Source organism: Bradyrhizobium sp. AZCC 1719, assembly GCF_036924525.1.
Taxonomy (GTDB): domain Bacteria; phylum Pseudomonadota; class Alphaproteobacteria; order Rhizobiales; family Xanthobacteraceae; genus Bradyrhizobium.
On the sequence record NZ_JAZHRU010000001.1, the window covers coordinates 5,639,988 to 5,656,812 of the forward strand.

Annotated in this window: 15 protein-coding genes; 5 read left to right on the plus strand and 10 right to left on the minus strand. The window is 63.6% G+C overall.

Going from position 1 to position 16,825, the window contains the following annotated elements:
* Positions 1-8: 8 nt before the first annotated feature.
* Positions 9-698 carry an FMN-dependent NADH-azoreductase gene (locus V1292_RS26640; RefSeq protein WP_334375591.1) on the minus strand — a complete coding sequence of 230 codons (690 nt, stop codon included), beginning with the start codon at positions 696-698 and terminating at the stop codon, positions 9-11.
* Between the two features lie 109 nt (positions 699-807).
* On the opposite strand from V1292_RS26640, the gene V1292_RS26645 reads away from it, so the two are divergent.
* The gene (locus tag V1292_RS26645; RefSeq protein WP_334375592.1) at positions 808-1,704 is read left to right on the plus strand and encodes a LysR substrate-binding domain-containing protein; all 897 of its coding nucleotides are present in this window, start codon (positions 808-810) and stop codon (positions 1,702-1,704) included.
* A 46-nt stretch (positions 1,705-1,750) separates the two neighbouring features.
* On the opposite strand, the gene V1292_RS26650 is transcribed toward V1292_RS26645, so the two are convergent.
* Positions 1,751-2,560: an SDR family NAD(P)-dependent oxidoreductase gene (locus V1292_RS26650; RefSeq protein WP_334375593.1), complete on the minus strand. Its 810-nt coding sequence runs from the start codon at positions 2,558-2,560 to the stop codon at positions 1,751-1,753.
* 33 nt (positions 2,561-2,593) lie between these two features.
* Positions 2,594-4,435 carry a single-stranded-DNA-specific exonuclease RecJ gene (gene recJ, locus V1292_RS26655; RefSeq protein WP_334375594.1) on the minus strand — a complete coding sequence of 614 codons (1,842 nt, stop codon included), beginning with the start codon at positions 4,433-4,435 and terminating at the stop codon, positions 2,594-2,596.
* 305 nt (positions 4,436-4,740) lie between these two features.
* On the opposite strand from recJ, the gene V1292_RS26660 reads away from it, so the two are divergent.
* Positions 4,741-5,835, plus strand: coding sequence for a methyl-accepting chemotaxis protein (locus tag V1292_RS26660; protein ID WP_334375595.1), 1,095 nt, complete (start codon positions 4,741-4,743; stop codon positions 5,833-5,835).
* 339 nt (positions 5,836-6,174) lie between these two features.
* Positions 6,175-7,128 carry an IS110 family transposase gene (locus tag V1292_RS26665; protein ID WP_334375596.1) on the plus strand — a complete coding sequence of 318 codons (954 nt, stop codon included), beginning with the start codon at positions 6,175-6,177 and terminating at the stop codon, positions 7,126-7,128.
* Positions 7,129-7,409: 281 nt separating this feature from the next.
* On the opposite strand, the gene V1292_RS26670 is transcribed toward V1292_RS26665, so the two are convergent.
* From V1292_RS26670 to V1292_RS26690, 5 genes are all read right to left on the minus strand, one after another.
* Entirely contained in the window at positions 7,410-8,129 is a 720-nt protein-coding gene (locus V1292_RS26670; RefSeq protein ID WP_334375597.1) for a haloacid dehalogenase type II, read from the minus strand.
* Positions 8,130-8,236: 107 nt separating this feature from the next.
* Complete coding sequence (gene glpX / locus V1292_RS26675; RefSeq protein WP_334375598.1) at positions 8,237-9,238, minus strand: class II fructose-bisphosphatase; 1,002 nt, start codon at positions 9,236-9,238, stop codon at positions 8,237-8,239.
* A 78-nt stretch (positions 9,239-9,316) separates the two neighbouring features.
* A complete protein-coding gene (locus V1292_RS26680; RefSeq protein WP_334375599.1) occupies positions 9,317-10,636 on the minus strand; it encodes a homoserine dehydrogenase in 1,320 nt (439 codons plus the stop codon).
* Between the two features lie 27 nt (positions 10,637-10,663).
* Positions 10,664-11,884 carry an LL-diaminopimelate aminotransferase gene (locus V1292_RS26685; protein WP_334375600.1) on the minus strand — a complete coding sequence of 407 codons (1,221 nt, stop codon included), beginning with the start codon at positions 11,882-11,884 and terminating at the stop codon, positions 10,664-10,666.
* Between the two features lie 200 nt (positions 11,885-12,084).
* Positions 12,085-12,375, minus strand: coding sequence for a hypothetical protein (locus V1292_RS26690; protein ID WP_334375601.1), 291 nt, complete (start codon positions 12,373-12,375; stop codon positions 12,085-12,087).
* Positions 12,376-12,667: 292 nt separating this feature from the next.
* Between V1292_RS26690 and V1292_RS26695 the strand changes: the two genes are divergently transcribed.
* Both V1292_RS26695 and V1292_RS26700 read left to right on the plus strand, forming a co-directional pair.
* On the plus strand, positions 12,668-14,473 hold the full coding sequence (locus V1292_RS26695; protein WP_334375602.1) for a PHA/PHB synthase family protein: 1,806 nt from the start codon (positions 12,668-12,670) through the stop codon (positions 14,471-14,473).
* Between the two features lie 75 nt (positions 14,474-14,548).
* Positions 14,549-14,947 carry an MAPEG family protein gene (locus V1292_RS26700; protein WP_334369280.1) on the plus strand — a complete coding sequence of 133 codons (399 nt, stop codon included), beginning with the start codon at positions 14,549-14,551 and terminating at the stop codon, positions 14,945-14,947.
* A 109-nt stretch (positions 14,948-15,056) separates the two neighbouring features.
* Here V1292_RS26700 and argC read toward each other — a convergent pair whose 3' ends face one another.
* Positions 15,057-16,109, minus strand: a complete 1,053-nt coding sequence (gene argC / locus V1292_RS26705) for an N-acetyl-gamma-glutamyl-phosphate reductase (protein WP_334375603.1) — start codon at positions 16,107-16,109, stop codon at positions 15,057-15,059.
* Positions 16,109-16,795, minus strand: coding sequence for an FMN-binding negative transcriptional regulator (locus V1292_RS26710; RefSeq protein ID WP_334375604.1), 687 nt, complete (start codon positions 16,793-16,795; stop codon positions 16,109-16,111). The genes argC and V1292_RS26710 overlap by 1 nt, the downstream gene beginning before the upstream one ends.
* Between the last annotated feature and the right edge of the window lie 30 nt (positions 16,796-16,825).

The window sequence follows — 16,825 nt, forward strand, 5'->3', positions numbered from 1 at the left end:
GTCTGCAGTCAAGCTGCCTCCAGCGGTTCGGCTTCCTTCGCCAGCCGATCCACAAGATCATCTACTGCGCGTTCGGCCGCAGCGATCGACGCCTTCAAGCGTTCATCGCCGAACTCGTCATACTCGATGGCGATGCTGTGGAAGTCGGTGACGCCGAGGAAGCCGAAAACGTCGCGCACCGACCCTTCGACATGGTTGATGTGCGCGATCCGTCCGCCCGGATCGTAGCCGTAATCACCTCGCGAGCTGAGCATGATGAGACGTTTACCCTTACCAGCCAGTAGCTGCGAATAAGGATCGTCTGGCCGGGCACGGTCAAAGCCGAAAGTGCGACCGACCCGCACGACATTGTCGACATACGCCTTGAACTGCGCCGGCATTCCAAAATTGTACATCGGCACGCCAGCCACGATCAAATCTGCGGCGATGAGTTCATCGACCAATGCGTCGCTTTCTGCCAGCACATCATTCATCCACGGTTCGCGCAGCTCGGATTTGGTGAAGGCCGCACCGATCCATTTCTCGGTGACGTGATGCGGTGGTGATTGGCCGACATCCCGATCGGTCACGAGGTCATTCGGCCGGTATTGCAGCCAACGCTGCACGAAGCGTTCAGTGAGGCGGCGCGTGTGCGACCCGCGAGGGAACCGGTCCGATCTGTCAGGCCGCGCACTGGCGTCAATCCGTAGCAAGTTCATGGCATATCTCCTTTCATCCTTGTTCGACTAGATGGATCGGGCGGAGTGCATTGACAAAAGCAAATTGCTCATCACATGGATGAACTACATTCATCTATAAGGCCTGCCGATGAGACGTCTTCCACCGCTGTCCGGACTGCGGGCATTCGAAGCCGCCGCGCGGCATCTGAGTTTCAAGCGTGCAGCTCAGGAGCTGCACGTGACGCCGACCGCCATCAGCCATCAGGTTCGGCAGTTGGAAGAGGTGATTGGCGTGACGCTGTTCGAGCGGCGGACGCGTCAGGTCCTGCTGACCGCGGAAGGGCAGGTCTTGCTACCGGTTCTGCGCGACGGATTCGATTCCTTCGCACGTGTCATCGAAGGATTGAGCCGCAGGCAGCGCCGCGCGACGGTGACACTTTCGGCCACTCCCGCGTTCACCGCCAAGTGGCTGGTGCCGCGCATCGCGGGCTTTCACAACGCAAGACCTGACATCGATCTCACGCTGCTGGCGACCCTGGAGGTCGTGGACCTTAATTCGGGTGTCGCGGACCTCGCGTTGCGCTATGGCCCTGGCCCTTATCCCGATCTGAGCGCCGAACCGTTGGCCATCGATCGTTTTGCGCCAGTGGCAAGTCCGCGTCTTGGTCTGAAAAAGCCGGCCGATCTGCACTCAGCGACCTTGCTGCATTTTGACTGGCGCCGCAGCGATAGCGGCAATCCGACCTGGCGGCGCTGGCTGAAGATCGCGGGTATCGACGGTATCGATGCTCGGGCCGGGCTCCGCTTCAGCGACGAGACCCACGCGATCCAGGCCGCCGTCGCCGGCACCGGGGTTGCGTTGCACAGTCTGCTGCTCGTGTCGGAGGAACTGGCGACCAAAACGCTGGTCGTGCCATTCGGCCCGGAAATCGAAGGCTTCACCCTACATCTTGTGCGCGGCTCCCGGAGACCCCTGACCGAACCGATCGAAGCTACGCAAGCCTGGTTGCGCGCGCAATTCGCGAAAAGCTCACCTTCACGCTGATGCACGCGCGCGTGGCGCAGTCGATCACTGCTGCCCGCGTTTTCGTCTATGCGCGTCGCGCCACCCCACCCGCATTCATGCCGCCGTCGATGACAAGCTCCGTTCCCGTCACATAGCGCGACGCATCGGACGCCAGATACAGCACGCCCTGCGCAATCTCCTCGGCCTCCCCGGCCCGGCCGAGCGGCGTTACTATTTTCGCGCGCTCCTCCGGATCGATCGGTGCGTTCTGTCCGCTACCTGTGGCTCCCGCTGGAATCTTGGCCCAGATCGGCGTGTCGATGATGCCGGGATGCACAGAGTTGACGCGGATGCCGTCGCCGAACGTGGCGCATTCCATCGCGATCGACTTGGCGAACAGCCGGACACCGCCCTTGGTCGCGGAGTAGCCGGAAAGCCCGGCCGCGCCGCGCAAGCCCGCCAGCGACGACATCATGATGATGGAGCCACCGCCGGTCTTGCGCATCGCAGGCAGGCAGTGTTTCACCGACAAAAACACGCCGTCGAGATTGATCGCGGTCTGCCGCCGCCAGTCCGCAAGCGACATCTCAGTGATCGACGGCACTGAAATGCCGATGCCGGCGTTCGAGACCAGCACGTCGAGCCGGTCATGGCGCTTCATGACATCGGCCACGACTTCGATCCAGCGTTCCTCGCTGGTGACGTCGTGATGCCAAAAGCTCGCCTCCCCACCCGCCTTCTTGATCCGCGCGACGACCTCGGGGCCTTTCAAATCGTCGACATCGGTCACCGCAACCGACGCCCCCTCGCGCGCCAGCAACTCGCAAACCGCTTCGCCAATGCCAGATGCGCCGCCCGTTACCAGCGCGACCTTACCCTGAACCTGTCCAGCCATTTCTTCTCCCGTTTGTTGTTATTGATTTTCGAATTATCTGATGACGGCCGGCCCCGGATCCGGTACCGCGACGTCGAGCACGCGCAATTGCACGCGCTCTGAACCCTGGAAGCGATCGACCGCGAGCGATCCTGCCACGTGCAAAGGCTGGCCACGGTTCTGCGTCAGCGCGTGTCCGAGCTTCTGTCCGACCGCGCGGAACGCGATGCCGTTGACGATGGCGCCGTCGCCGGACTTGAAGCGCACGCGCAAATGCGCCTGCCCGACCTCGTCGGCATAGACGAGCTGATGCGCCGGCAGCGCGATCACCGGCTCCGGATTGGCCGCGCCGAACGGCCCGGCGCGGTTCAGCGTATTGGCGAATTCCACAGTCACGCTGCGCGCGCTGACGGCGCCATCGATGAACAGCTCGTTCTCGTGACGGGAATTGGCGACGTCCTCGGCCAGCGCGCTTTCCATGAAGGCACGAAACTCCGCGAGCTTCTCTTTGCGCAGCGTCACGCCGGCAGCCATGGCGTGGCCGCCGCCCTTCATCAAGAGCCGCTCCTTCACCGCCTGCCGCACGGCCTTGCCAAGATCGACGCCCGAGATCGAGCGGCCCGATCCGGTGCCGATGCCGCCCGGCTCGAGCGCAATGGCAAAGGCGGGACGCGCAAACTTCTCTTTCAGCCGCGAGGCGACGAGACCGACAATGCCGGGATGCCAGCCTTCGGCGGCGGTCACGATCACTGCGCCCTTGTCTTCGAGCCCGAGCGAGGCCAGCGCCTCGGCTTCGGCCTGCGCTTCGGCCGCCTGCTCGATGACGCGGCGCTCGCTGTTGAGACGATCGAGTTCGGCCGCGATCCGCGCGGCCTCCGAGACGTCGCCCTCCAGCAACAGCCTCACACCGAGATCGGCGCGCCCGATCCGACCGCCCGCGTTGATGCGCGGGCCCAGCATGAAGCCGAGATGCCAGGCTTCGGGCGGCCCGTTCAGCCGCGCCACATCCATCAGCGCGGTATGCCCGACATGGTCGCGGCGGCGCATCGCGATCAGGCCCTTGGCGACAAAGGCGCGGTTGAGCCCGGTCAGCGGCGCGACATCGGCTACGGTGCCGAGTGCCACATGATGCAGCATGCCCAACAGGTCCGGCTCCGGCAGCTCTGCGCTCCAGAAGCCGCGGCCGCGCAATTCGCGGTTCACGGCGACCAGCGTGATCAGCACCAGGCCGACCGCTGCGAGATGTCCAAGCCCGGAGAGATCGTCCGGCCGGTTCGGATTCACCAGCGCGTCGACCTCCGGCAATTCATCGCCAGTCTGGTGATGGTCGATGACGACGACGGATAGGCCGAGCTTTCGCGCTTCCGCCAGCGGCTCGATGCTGGTGGTGCCGCAATCGACGGTCACCAGCAGCGTCGCGCCCTTGGCAGCTAGCGCCCTCACCGCCTCGACATTAGGGCCGTAGCCTTCAAAGATCCGGTCCGGGATGTGAATCAGCGGATCGAGCCCGCAATGGCGCAGATGCCAGGCCAGCAGCGCTGCCGACGTGGCACCGTCCACGTCGTAGTCGCCGAAGATCGCAACCTTTTCCCCGCGCATCGCGGCATCGGCGATGCGTTTGGCCGCCAGTTCCATCTGCGTCACGGTGTGGGGATCGGGCATCAGTTTGCGGATGGTCGGATCGAGAAAATCCTGAACCTCGTCAATTCCGACATCGCGGCCCGCCAACACGCGGGCCAGCATTTCCGGCAACTGGTAGCGCTGGGTGATCGCCAGCGCCCGCGCCGCTCCCCTGGCGTCGAGCCGGTCGCGCCACAATTTGCCCGTCGCCGAACGCGCCACGCCGAGAAACGCCGGCGGCAGTTCAACGGGAAGTGCGGATGCGGGAAGGATCATGATGCCTTCGAGAGATAGGGGCTAGGCGGGCTGTGGGCAAACGCAAACGGCGACGGTGGCAGGCAAACGAATCGTGTGCGGCAACGCCGGCACAGCCTCGGGCGTCGCCGCCCCTGGGCCATGCCGACAAATGCGACTTGCACAAAGAAGATGCAACTTCATCAGGTAAAACTACCCGCAAGCCGCCGGAACTTAAACCAATCGTTAGCCATGATCCCCGACAAAGGAGACCAATACGCTCTCATTTGAGTCCCGCCGATCCGCAGAAGATCGACATCCGCACAAAGACTGAGGAATTCTCGCCAATGTCCGTCGCGCTTCGCTCCCCAACCGCAACGACCGCAAAACAGCCGGCCAAATCAGCGGGCGCCGACGACGAATCCGACGTTTCCGCGCTGATCGCGAGATTGACCGCCGAGGTCAACCAGGTCGCCTGCGAGAAGACCAAGTCGATCCAGAAGATCACCAACCAGATGAAGATGCTGGCGCTGAACGCGCTGATCGAGAGTTCGCGCGCCGGCGCGCAAGGTGCGGGCTTTGCCGTGGTGGCGCAGGAAGTCCGCAACGTCGGCCAGCAAGTCGAGACGATTGCCCGCGAGCTCGAAAGCCAGCTCACCAACCGGACCGGCAATCTGATGAATTCGATCGCGCAGATGGCCGACCGCTCGCGCGGCGAGCGCATGGTCGATCTGTCGCTCAACGCCATCGAGCTGATCGACCGCAACCTCTATGAGCGCACCTGCGACGTGCGCTGGTGGGCAACCGATTCCGCCGTGGTCGATTGCGCGGCCGAGCCAAGCGCTGCTGCCGTTAGCCATGTGTCGGAACGGATGTCCGTCATCCTCGGCGCCTATACCGTCTATCTCGATCTCTGGCTGTGCGATCTCAACGGCAATGTACTGGCCAACGGCCGCGCCGATCGGTTTGGCGTCGTGGGCCAGAACGTGGCGCAGACCAAGTGGTTTCGCGCCGCGCGAGCCTTGCGCTCCGGCGACGATTACGCCGTCGGCGACGTCGAATGCCAGCCTTTGCTCGGCAACGCTCAGGTCGTGACCTACTGCGCCAGTGTTCGCGAAGGCGGCAAGGCGCATGGCAGGCCGACCGGCGTGCTGGCGATTCATTTCGACTGGGAACCGCAGGCCCGCGCCATCGTCCAGGGCGTGCGCGTCGGCGCGGCCGACAAGGCGCGCGTGCTGCTGGTCGATTCGAATTTCCGGGTGATCGCGGCGTCCGACGGCCAGGGCCTGCTCACCGAACGCATTTCGCTGCAGCTCGAAGGAAGGCGCTCAGGCTTCTACCAGGATCGCTCCGGAACGATGGTCGCGTTCCACGCCACGCCCGGCTACGAGACCTATAGGGGCCTCGGCTGGTTCGGCGTGATCCAGGCCGGCGCGGGATAGGCGCGACGGAAGTCGTCAGTCATCGTGCACAAGGGGCGCGGCGACGCAGCGCGTAGGATGGGTGGAGCGAAGCGATACCCATCAACCACAGTAGCGAAAGTGATGGGTTTCGCGAAGAGCTCAACCCATCCTTGTATCAGCATGACCTGCTAAGGTGTGAGCGTTCCGCAAGGAATGGCCCGGCCTGGGTGGCCACCCGGACCGGGCCGCCGATCGTTGGATCGTAACCCATCGAAGCATTGTGAGCTGATCTTCGTAGCCGGATCACGGTCGGCATCTTCGTCGAGGCCCGCATTGTTGAATGAGCATCAGGCTCGCATTCAAGGGAGGATCGAGAAGATGAGCAAGCGTAGCATAGTTTGCGCCGGCATCGATACTGGCAAGCACAAGCTCGATGTGGCGCTGCATGGAAGGCCGGAACGGCTGCAGGTGGCCAATACGGCCGAGGGGCACGAGGAGTTGTTCGTCTGGTTGCGGCAGCACCGGGTCAAACGGGTCGGTATCGAAGCCACTGGCGGCTACGAGCAAACGGTCGTCCGGCGGCTGCGGCAGGGCCGTTTCGTGGTCGTCGTGTTCCAGCCCGCGCAGGTGCGCGCCTATGGGCGCTTCCATCTGAGGCTGGCGAAGAACGACAAGATCGATGCGGCCTTGATTGCGGCCTGCACGTCCGACGTCAGGACCATCCATGCCCCGCCCGACCGGCGTCTGGCAGAACTGGCCGGGTTACAGACCCAGATCGACCAGATCGTCCGTGCGATGGCCCGGTTCAAGAACCATCGCGAGTCGTGCCGCGATGCCGCTCTGCGGCAGCTCTGGGACGACGAGATCCGGCGATTCCAGGGGCTTTTCCGGCAACGGCTCAAGCAGCTGGTGGCGGCGATCCGTCAGCATCCCGATCTCGCCGAGCGGCTCGACCTGATCCTCAGCGTCGATGGCATTGCGTTGCGCACCGCAAGCGCCATCGTGGTGCGCATGCCGGAGATCGGCCAGCTCAGCCGCGGCCAGGCCGGCGCGTTGGCTGGGCTTGTCCCCTACGATGACGACAGTGGCGAGCACGCCGGCGATCGCCACATCAAGGGTGGCCGCGAGCGGTTGCGCAATAATCTCTACGCCGCGGCATGGATCGCCTCGCTGCGCTGGAACCCGCAACTGACGGCGCTCTACAAGCGGCTGCGCGACGCTGGAAAGGAGCACAAGGTGGCGGTCGTCGCCTGCGCTCGCAAGCTGCTGATCTTCGCCAACGCGGTCGTCGCCCGCGGCACGCCATGGGAGGTCCGCACGATCGCTCATTGAGTTGCCGGCGAGCTCGGCAGAGCAACCACTCTCCAGTCCCTTCCAGCTTCGTTTCTTGGTTCGACCGGAGAGGCCGTTCCTTCGTCCCGACCTGCTTCAATCCGTGACGCCGCGCGCAGACGTCGTCAAGGATGGCCGTCGCGCATTGCTCAAAGCACGCTCCGTAGCTGCCAGGCCACTCCTTGACGACGTCAAGCGCGGTGTCACACTGCAGTTGGTCGGGGCGCGCTCATCCTCGTCCAACTTGATAGTTGCTACGAGCTAAGCCCCACGCAGCCCGCTCAACACCCCAACCGATCGGCAATCCCACCAAAATCCTTGGCGACGATGTCCCAATTGCCGGTGGCTTCGAAATCGTATTTCTGGTGCGGGCCGTACTCGGTCGGGCGCGCGACGAAGGCGGTCTTGAGGCCGTTCTGCTGCGCGGCTTTCAGGTCGCCATTATGGGCGGCCACCATCATCACCTGCTCGGGCGGCAGGCAGAGCAGTTTGGCGGCGCCGAGATAGGTTTCGGGATCGGGCTTGTAGTGCTCGAACAATTCCGCCGACATGATGAGGTCCCACGGCAGGCCGGCGAACTTTGCCATGTTGGTCAACAGCGCGACGTTGCCGTTGGAGAGCGGCGAGATGATGTACTTCTTCTTTAGCCGCGTCAGCCCGGGCACGCTGTCGGACCACGGATGCAGGCGGTGCCAGCCCATCGTCAGGTAGTGCAGATCGGCGTCGCTCAGCCCCCTGATTCCGAACTCGGCGACCAGTTTTTCCAGCGAGCGCCGGTGCAGCGTGTCGAGGATCTGATAGCCGCGTTCGGGATGTTTGCGCACCTCGTCCATCGAGGCCATGTAAACGCCGCGCCAGCCATCGACCAAGGCCGTCCAGTCGGCCTTGATGCCGGAGGTTTTCGACCACTGTATGAAATCGTTGATGAGGCTGGTGCGCCAGTCGACGACGGTGCCGAACACGTCGAACACCAGCGCCTTTACTGAGGAAATGTCGGACATCGGTCGTCCCCTTTGCCGTCATTCCGGGGCGCGCGCAGCGCGAACCCGGAATCTCGAGGTTCCGGGTTCGATGCTTCGCATCGCCCCGGAACGACGAGGGAGTATCCTCAATCCAGATGAAACTTATCCAACTGCCGGTGCTCGGCCTTGATATAACGCACCGTGCCCGTCACCGAACGCATCACCACCGTTTCGGTCTCGATCACGCCATCCTTGCGGAACTTGACGCCCGACAGCAGCGAGCCAGTCGTGACGCCGGTTGCAGCGAACAGGCAATCGCCCCGCACCATGTCCTCGATGCCGTAGATCATCTTCGGGTCGGTCACGCCCATCTTGTGCGCGCGCTCGCGCTTCTCCTCGCTGTCGAGGATCAGGCGGCACTGCATCTGGCCGCCGATGCAGCGCAGCGCCGCCGCCGCCAGCACGCCCTCGGGCGCGCCGCCGGTGCCGATATACATGTCGACGCCGGTGTTGTCGGGATCGGCGCAATGGATCACGCCGGCGACGTCGCCATCGGTGATCAGCCGCACCGCCGCGCCGGTCGAGCGGATGCTGGCGATGATGTCGGCGTGACGCGGGCGATCGAGCACGAGCACCGTGATCGCGGCGGGCTCAACGCCCTTGGCCTTGGCGAGGCGGCGGACGTTGTCAGCCGGCGACGCATCAATTTCAACAACGCCCTTGTCGTAGCCCGGTCCGACCGCGAGCTTCTCCATGTAGACGTCGGGCGCGTGCAACAGCGTGCCGCCATCGGCCATCGCCATGGTCGCGATCGCGCCCGGCATGTTCTTGGCGCACAGCGTGGTGCCTTCCAATGGGTCGACGGCGATATCGACCTGGGGCCCTGCATTCAGCCCGACCTTCTCGCCGATGAACAGCATCGGCGCCTCGTCGCGCTCGCCCTCGCCGATCACGATGGTGCCTTCGATCGGCAGCTTGTTGAGTTCGCGGCGCATCGCGTCCACTGCGGCCTGGTCCGCCGCCTTCTCCTGGCCGTGGCCGCGCAGCCGCGCGGCCGAAACGGCTGCACGTTCCGTCACCCGCACGATTTCAAGCGTGAGGATGCGCTCGAGCAGCAATTGCGGCGGAACGGAAATATGGGTCGACATCGGCTCACTCCTTTAAACCTGCACGGGCCTTCTGGCCCGCATTCAATCCTTTGGCACGCAATCCGTTCGGATCCCGCGTCAGTTCTTTTCGATCCGTATCACCTGCGGCCGGCCGCTGATTACCTTGTCGCGCTGCACCGCCTCCAGCGCGCGATAGACCGCATCCTCGGACGTCGCGTAAGTGATCAGAATGACCGGAACCGGTGCGGCTTTCTTCGCCGCGCCGTTCGCGTCGACACCTTCGGGGTGGCGCTGCACGATCGATTCCAGCGAAATCTTCTGTTCGGCAAGGCGGGTGGCGATGGTAGCGGCGGTGCCGGCAAGGTCGCGCGCCATCAGGCGAATGTAGTAGCCGCCCTCATGGCGCTCCATCGGCGCCTTGGTGGTGTCGCGCAGCCGCTCCACCGGGCGTCCGAACGGCTTGGCGCGAATGCCGCGCGCCACGTCGGCGATATCGGCAACCACGGCGGACGCCGTCGCAGCGCCGCCGGCGCCAGGTCCCACCAGGGTGATCGCGGGAATGCCCTCGCCATCGATGGTCACGGCGTTGGTGACGCCCATCACCTGCGCGATCGAGGACGATTTTGGCACCATGGTCGGATGCACGCGCTGCTCGATGCCCTTGGCGGTGCGCACGGCAACCCCGAGCAGTTTGACCCGATAGCCGAGTTCTTCCGCCGCCCGCAGATCTTCCGGTGCGATTGAGGAGATGCCTTCGACATAGACCGCGCTCTGCGCCACTTTGGTGCCGAAGGCGAGGCTCGCCAGGATTGCAAGCTTCTGCGCGGTATCATGGCCATCGACGTCGAAGGACGGATTGGCTTCGGCATAGCCGAGCCGCTGCGCATCCTTCAGGCATTCGGCAAACGACAAGCCCTCATGCTCCATCCGGGTCAGGATGTAATTGCAGGTGCCGTTGAGGATCCCATAGACGCGGTTGACGCCGGTGCCGGAAAGCCCCTCGCGCAGGGTCTTGATGACCGGAATGGCCGCGCCGACCGCCGCCTCGAAGTTCAGGGCGCCGCCATGCTTCTCGGCAGCCTTCGCCAGCCGAATGCCGTGTTTGGCGATCAGCGCCTTGTTGGCGGTTACCACCGACTTGCCGGCCTTCAGCGCGGCCTCGATCGCCGACAGCGCCGGCTCGCCGGAGCCGCCCATCAGTTCGACGAAGCAATCGACGTTGGGATCGTTGGCCAGCGCCACCGGGCTCTTGGCCCAGTCGATGCCGCGCAGATCGAGCGAACGCTTTTTCGCTTTCGAGCGCGCGGTGACGGCAACGACGCGCACGCCGCGCCCGCTGCGCTCCGACAGCGTGCGCGACTGCTCTTCGATGAGGCGGACGACTTCGGCGCCAACAGTGCCGAGCCCCGCGATACCCACTCTCAGGGGTGCGACCATGAATGAGAGAACCTGCAGTAAAAGGAATTAACGCCGGTTGGCGAGAGGAACCACGTTGTGCAACGTTTCAATGCCGCTTTCAAGGAAGCGGCGCACCCCGCGCGCGGCCTGGCGGATACGCTGCTCGTTTTCCACCATGGCGATGCGGACAAAGCCTTCGCCATGCTCGCCGAAAGCGACGCCGGGCGAAACCACCACACCTGACTTCTCCACCATCAGGGTCGCGAACTGCATGCTGCCGACGCCCTCGAAGGCTTTGGGCAGCGGCGCCCAGGCGAACATCGAGGCCTGCGGCGGCGGGATCTCCCAACCGGCCCGGCCGAACGATTCGACCAGCGCGTCGCGGCGCCTACGGTAGGTGTCACGCATCTCCTTGATGCAATCGTCCGGCCCGTTCAGCGCGGCGGTGGCCGCGACTTGAATGGGCGTGAACGCGCCGTAGTCGAGGTAGGATTTCACCCGCGCCAGCGCTGCAATGATCCGCTCGTTGCCGACGGCAAAGCCCATGCGCCAGCCCGCCATCGAGAACGTCTTCGACATCGAGGTGAATTCGACCGTGACGTCGATTGCGCCGGGAACCTGCAACACCGAGGGCGGCGGATTCCGGTCGTCGAAATAAACTTCGGCGTAGGCCAGGTCCGACAGGATGAAGATCTCGTGCTTCTTCGCGAACGCCACCAGATCCTTGTAGAAATCGAGCTCGGCAACATAGGCGGTCGGATTGGAGGGATAGCACACGATCAGCGCGATCGGCTTCGGGATCGAATGAATGATCGCGCGCTCCACCGCCTCGAAAAACTGCGGCGTCGGTTCCGAGGGCACTGAGCGAATCACGCCGCCCGCCATCAGAAAGCCGAAGGCGTGAATCGGGTAGCTCGGATTGGGGCACAGCACGACGTCGCCGGGCGCGGTAATCGCCTGCGCCACATTGGCAAAGCCTTCCTTCGAGCCCAGCGTCGCAACCACCTGTGTATCCGGATTGAGTTTTACGCCGAACCGCCGTCCGTAATAGGCGGCTTGCGCCTTGCGCAGGCCGTTGATGCCGCGCGAGGCCGAGTAGCGATCGGTCCGCGGCTTGCCCAGCGTCTCCTTCAGCTTCTCGAGCACATGGGGCGGCGTCGGCAGGTCCGGATTGCCCATGCCCATGTCGATGATGTCGGCCCCGGCATTGCGCGCGGCCGCCTTGGCCTGGTTGACCTTCTCGAACACGTAAGGCGGCAGACGGCGAATGCGATAGAAATCTTCCATGGGACCCTTGCTCCGACAACCGGCAGGACAGAATCGGACGGAACCTGCGCGCGCTACGAAACCCGATCGGCTTCGTCCAAAAATCGCGCCCAATCAAGGATTTGGAGCGAATTCAGGCGTGAGGTCTTAAGGCTCTGGACCCGCAATGCGGTTGAATTGGGTTCTTTTACCACGGGAGCCCGGCAGCGCCAGTAATTAGGTCACTTCTTGGCCGGTTTTGGCGGGGTGGCGGCGGCCGCCTGACGGTCGCGAGCGGCGGTCAATTCTGCCTGGATTTTAGCCAACTCGGCTGGCTTCATCGCCTCCTCGTTGCGGTCCGGCGGCAGGTCGTGAACCGGTAGATAGCCACCAGCTTCCTTCGGGCGCTCTGGCGCGTCAGCCGGCAGGCCGAAGCCCGGCATATCAGCGATCTGGGTCGAGCAGCCGCCGAGCGCGAGCGCCGCAAGCAGCGTGGCAACCGACCACAACCTTATCGTTCGATCCACCGCCATCCGTCCCAGAAATCCCCAACTACCTGATGCAGTGCACGCGCATCGCGACGACATCTATGTGCTGGTACGAGCCTTGCAACGCCAAATCGTCCCGCGGCGTTGATTACGCTAGAACCGTTCAAACCATTGTCGCCCGAAACGATTAAAGCCCAAAGAGCAGACCGAGCCGATGCGGCTGCAATGTGTCGGTCAGAACACAAGAACTTTATCGCAGTGCAACAGGGTTAACTCAACCTTGTTGCCACCAATCCACGCGGTGACGAACGCAAAATGAAGCTATAGTGTCCCTGATATGAGTGACGTCAACACCGAAACCCAGGCTTCGACAACTTTCAACGCCGAAGCCTTCGCCATGAACATCGCGAAAGCGATGGAGACGAGCGGCCAGGCGCTCGCGGCCTATCTCAAGCCGCGCGAGGACGGGGAGCCGAAGGACAAGCCGCCCAGCGAAATCGGTGAAGTCGTCAAGACCTTCACCAAGGTGGCGGAATACTGGCTGACGGACAAGGAGCGCGCCGAAGCCCTTCAGACCAGGATGGGCAAAGCCTATCTCGATCTCTGGGGCTCTGCGATGCGCCGCATGGCCGGTGAACAGGCCAAGCCTGCGATCGAGCCGTCGCCGCGCGATAAGCGCTTCAAGGATCCGGAGTGGAAATCGAATCTGTTCTTCGATTTCGTGCTGCAGCTCTATCTGCTCACCGCGCAATGGGCGCAAGAACTGGTGAAGAACGCCGAAGGCGTCGATCCGCACACGCGCAAGAAGGCCGAGTTCTACGTTCAGCAGATCACCAACGCGATCGCTCCGTCGAATTTCGTGCTTACCAATCCGGAAGTGCTGCGCGAGACGCTGGCCTCGAACGGGGACAACCTCGTTCGCGGCATGAAGATGCTGGCCGAGGACATCGAGGCCGGGCGCGGCATGCTGCGCATTCGTCAGTCCGATCCATCGAATCTCGAAGTCGGCGTCAACATGGCGACGACGCCGGGCAAGGTGATCTACCAGAACGAGCTGATGCAGCTCATCCAGTACACGCCGACCACGGAGACGGTGTTGCGCACGCCGCTGCTGATCGTGCCGCCCTGGATCAACAAGTTCTACATTCTCGATCTCAAGCCGGAAAAATCCTACATCAAATGGTGCGTCGACCAGGGCATCACCGTGTTCGTGATTTCCTGGGTCAATCCGGACAAGGAACTCGGCAAGAAAACCTTCGACGACTACATGAAGGAAGGCCCGCTGACCGCGATGGACATCATCGAAAAGGTCACGGGCGAGATGAAAGTCCATACCGCCGGCTACTGCGTCGGCGGCACCCTGCTGGCGTCGACGCTGGCCTGGCTCGCCGAGAAGCGGCGCCAGCGCGTCACCTCGGCGACGTTCTTTGCGGCGCAGGTCGACTTCACCCATGCCGGCGATCTGCTCGTGTTCGTCGACGAAGACCAGATCGCGACGCTGGAGCGCGAGATGGAAGCACGGGGCGTTCTCGAAGGCAGCAAGATGGCGATGGCTTTCAACATGCTGCGCTCCAACGACCTGATCTGGTCCTATGTCGTCAGCAACTACCTGAAGGGACAGCCGCCCTCTTCCTTCGACTTGCTGCACTGGAACTCCGACGCCACGCGGATGCCGGCGGCCAACCATTCCTATTACCTGCGCAACTGCTACCTGGAGAACCGGCTCTCCTCCGGCAGCATGGTGCTCGACAACACCCTGCTCGACCTGTCGAAGGTCAAGGTGCCCGTCTACAATCTGGCGACGCGCGAGGACCACATCGCGCCGGCGGATTCGGTGCTCTACGGTTCGCAGTTCTTCGGTGGCCCGGTCAAATATGTGCTGTCCGGCTCGGGCCACATTGCAGGCGTGGTCAACCCGCCGGACGCGGGCAAGTACCAGTACTGGACCAACGACAACATCAAGGATGTCACGCTCGCCGACTGGATGAAGAACGCCACCGAGCACAAGGGATCGTGGTGGCCCGACTGGCTGCAATGGCTGGAGGGCATCGACGCCGAGCGCGTGCCCGCGCGCGCCGTCGGTTCCGAGGAGATGCCGCCGATCGAGGACGCACCCGGCAGCTACGTCAAGGTGCGCGCGTAGCACGGAGGCGCGCTGTTGGGTATAACCGGCAATCCCATGGCGGGAATCGTTGAGGGGAAACCAATGACGCAACCAATAACGCGTGAATTGTTCTGGCTGACTCTGACCGTGATTTTGACCGGGCTCATGTGCGTCCCCTACTTCATCAATCGCTGTCAGGTGCGCGGCCTCTCCGGCGCCATGGCCAACCCTTCGCGCAACGACAAGCCGCATGCGGATTGGGCCAATCGGATGATGTTCGCACATGACAATGCGGTCGAGAATTTGATCATCTTCGCGCCGCTGGTGCTGATCCTCAACGCCATCGACTATTCCGACAGATGGACCGTACTGGCCTGCGCCGTGTATTTCTGGGCCCGCGTCGCCCATCTGATCGTCTACACGCTGGGCCTGCCGGTATTCCGCACGCTGGCCTTCACCGTCGGCTTCCTGGCGCAAGCCGTGCTGGCGCTGGCGATCTTCAGGGTGGTTTGAAAACCTTCCTGCGCACGAAACCAAAAGCAAAACCCCGGAACTCGGCTCCGGGGTTTTGTCATTGGCGGCCTCTGAAACAGCGCTTCATCGTCCACCGCAGCACCTCACATCACGGAAACAGCGCGATCTGCTCCAGCCCGGCCGTCTCGGGCAATCCGAACATCAGGTTCATGTTCTGGATCGCCTGCCCGGCCGAGCCCTTCACCAGGTTGTCGAGCGTGGAAATCACGATCGCCCGGTTTTTGATGCGGTCGGCGACGACGCCGATCTGCACATAGTTGGAGCCGCGCACGTTCTGGGTCTGCGGCAGTACGCCCTTCTTGGCGACATGCACGAAGGGCTCGTTGGCGTAAGCCTTCTCCAACGCACCCCGCAAATCGTCCGGCGTCGCTCCGCCGTTGAGCCTGACATAGGACGTGCAGAGTTCGCCGCGCGCCATCGGGATCAGATGCGGCGTGAAGTTCACCGTCACCGCAGCGCCTGCGGCAACGCCGATCTCCTGCTCGATCTCCGGCGCGTGCCGGTGGGTGCCGACCGAATAGGGCGACAGCCCCTCGCCCGCCTCGCTGAACAGCGTGTTCTGCTTCAAGCCGCGCCCGGCGCCGGTAACGCCCGACTTGGCGTCGATGACGATGTCGTCGACGTCGATCAGTTTTGCCCTGGCGAGCGGCACCAGCGCGAGCAGCGCCGCGGTCGGGTAACAGCCGGGACACGCGACCAGCCGCGCGGCCGCGATCTTCTCGCGGTAGAATTCGGTGAGGCCGTAGACGGCCTCGCCCTGCAGTTCAAGCGCCCGGTGCTCATGGCCGTACCATTGCGCATAGGTGTCCTTGTTGCGCAGCCGGAAATCGGCGGACATGTCGAGCACCTTGATGTTGGGGTTGGCCCTGAGGACGGCGGCGATGATCTCCTGCGTGGTGCCGTGCGGCAGCCCGCAGAACACCGCGTCGAGGCTGGTCCAGTCGACCTTCTCCCACTCGACCAGCTTCGGCAGATCGAGCATGAAGAAATGCGGGAACACGTCGCCCATCGACTTGCCGGCGTGGGTGTTGGCGGTGAGCGCGGTGATCTCGGCGTTCGGATGCCGCGCCAACAGGCGCACCGCGTCGGCTCCGGTGTAACCGGAGGCACCGAGAATGCCGATCTTCTTTTTCGAGCTCATCACGCGTTCCTTTCTTCAGGCGTCGTCGTTTGCTTGTCTTGTACCGTAACCGCCGCGAATGCCAGCGGCCGTGCCGCGCGCATCTGGGCTGCAATTTCACGCGCGTCGGCGTCGCCTTGCGAGGCGAGCGCCTGGGCCAGCGCGGTGTAGTCGGCGTCCGACTTGTGCTGGTTCAGCTTGAAGCTGCCCTCCACCTCCTCGACCGTCATCTCGAGTCCCACGATCGCCTTCTTCATCGCCGCCAGCCGCCCTGCCGTCATCTTCGAGGACAGCCACGGCTTCTTCGGCAACAGCCGCTCCTCGAACTTCGCGCTCAGCGTCTCGATCTGCTCGGCCAGTTCATCGTCCGACATCACCCGCACCGGGCCGGTCAGATGCACGGCCTGATAGAGCCAGGTCGGCACCTGATCCAGCGACACGTACCAGTCCGGCGACACATAGGTATCGGTGCCATTGACGGCCAACAACCACGGGGTCGCGCCGTCGGCGAGCTTCACCAGCGAATTTTGCCGCGCAACGTGAAACGCCGCGCGCGGCGTGCCGTCATTGGCCGAGATCAGATAGAACGGCAGCGACGAGGCGACGGGCTTATTGCCATCCCACGCGCAGGCCAGACCAAAGCCGCGCGCTTCCGCAAACGCGAGGCTCGCGGCGCGGTCGGACTTGAACGGTGGTGGCGTATACATCTCAAACTCCTGCTTGACGTAGGAGCCGCC

Coding starts and splice junctions, on each gene's coding strand:
- V1292_RS26640 (WP_334375591.1), bottom strand. CDS start 698: ATGAACTTGCTACGGATTGACGCCAGTGCGCGGCCTGACAGATCGGAC.
- V1292_RS26645 (WP_334375592.1), top strand. CDS start 808: ATGAGACGTCTTCCACCGCTGTCCGGACTGCGGGCATTCGAAGCCGCC.
- V1292_RS26650 (WP_334375593.1), bottom strand. CDS start 2,560: ATGGCTGGACAGGTTCAGGGTAAGGTCGCGCTGGTAACGGGCGGCGCA.
- recJ (WP_334375594.1), bottom strand. CDS start 4,435: ATGATCCTTCCCGCATCCGCACTTCCCGTTGAACTGCCGCCGGCGTTT.
- V1292_RS26660 (WP_334375595.1), top strand. CDS start 4,741: ATGTCCGTCGCGCTTCGCTCCCCAACCGCAACGACCGCAAAACAGCCG.
- V1292_RS26665 (WP_334375596.1), top strand. CDS start 6,175: ATGAGCAAGCGTAGCATAGTTTGCGCCGGCATCGATACTGGCAAGCAC.
- V1292_RS26670 (WP_334375597.1), bottom strand. CDS start 8,129: ATGTCCGACATTTCCTCAGTAAAGGCGCTGGTGTTCGACGTGTTCGGC.
- glpX (WP_334375598.1), bottom strand. CDS start 9,238: ATGTCGACCCATATTTCCGTTCCGCCGCAATTGCTGCTCGAGCGCATC.
- V1292_RS26680 (WP_334375599.1), bottom strand. CDS start 10,636: ATGGTCGCACCCCTGAGAGTGGGTATCGCGGGGCTCGGCACTGTTGGC.
- V1292_RS26685 (WP_334375600.1), bottom strand. CDS start 11,884: ATGGAAGATTTCTATCGCATTCGCCGTCTGCCGCCTTACGTGTTCGAG.
- V1292_RS26690 (WP_334375601.1), bottom strand. CDS start 12,375: ATGGCGGTGGATCGAACGATAAGGTTGTGGTCGGTTGCCACGCTGCTT.
- V1292_RS26695 (WP_334375602.1), top strand. CDS start 12,668: ATGAGTGACGTCAACACCGAAACCCAGGCTTCGACAACTTTCAACGCC.
- argC (WP_334375603.1), bottom strand. CDS start 16,109: ATGAGCTCGAAAAAGAAGATCGGCATTCTCGGTGCCTCCGGTTACACC.
- V1292_RS26710 (WP_334375604.1), bottom strand. CDS start 16,795: ATGTATACGCCACCACCGTTCAAGTCCGACCGCGCCGCGAGCCTCGCG.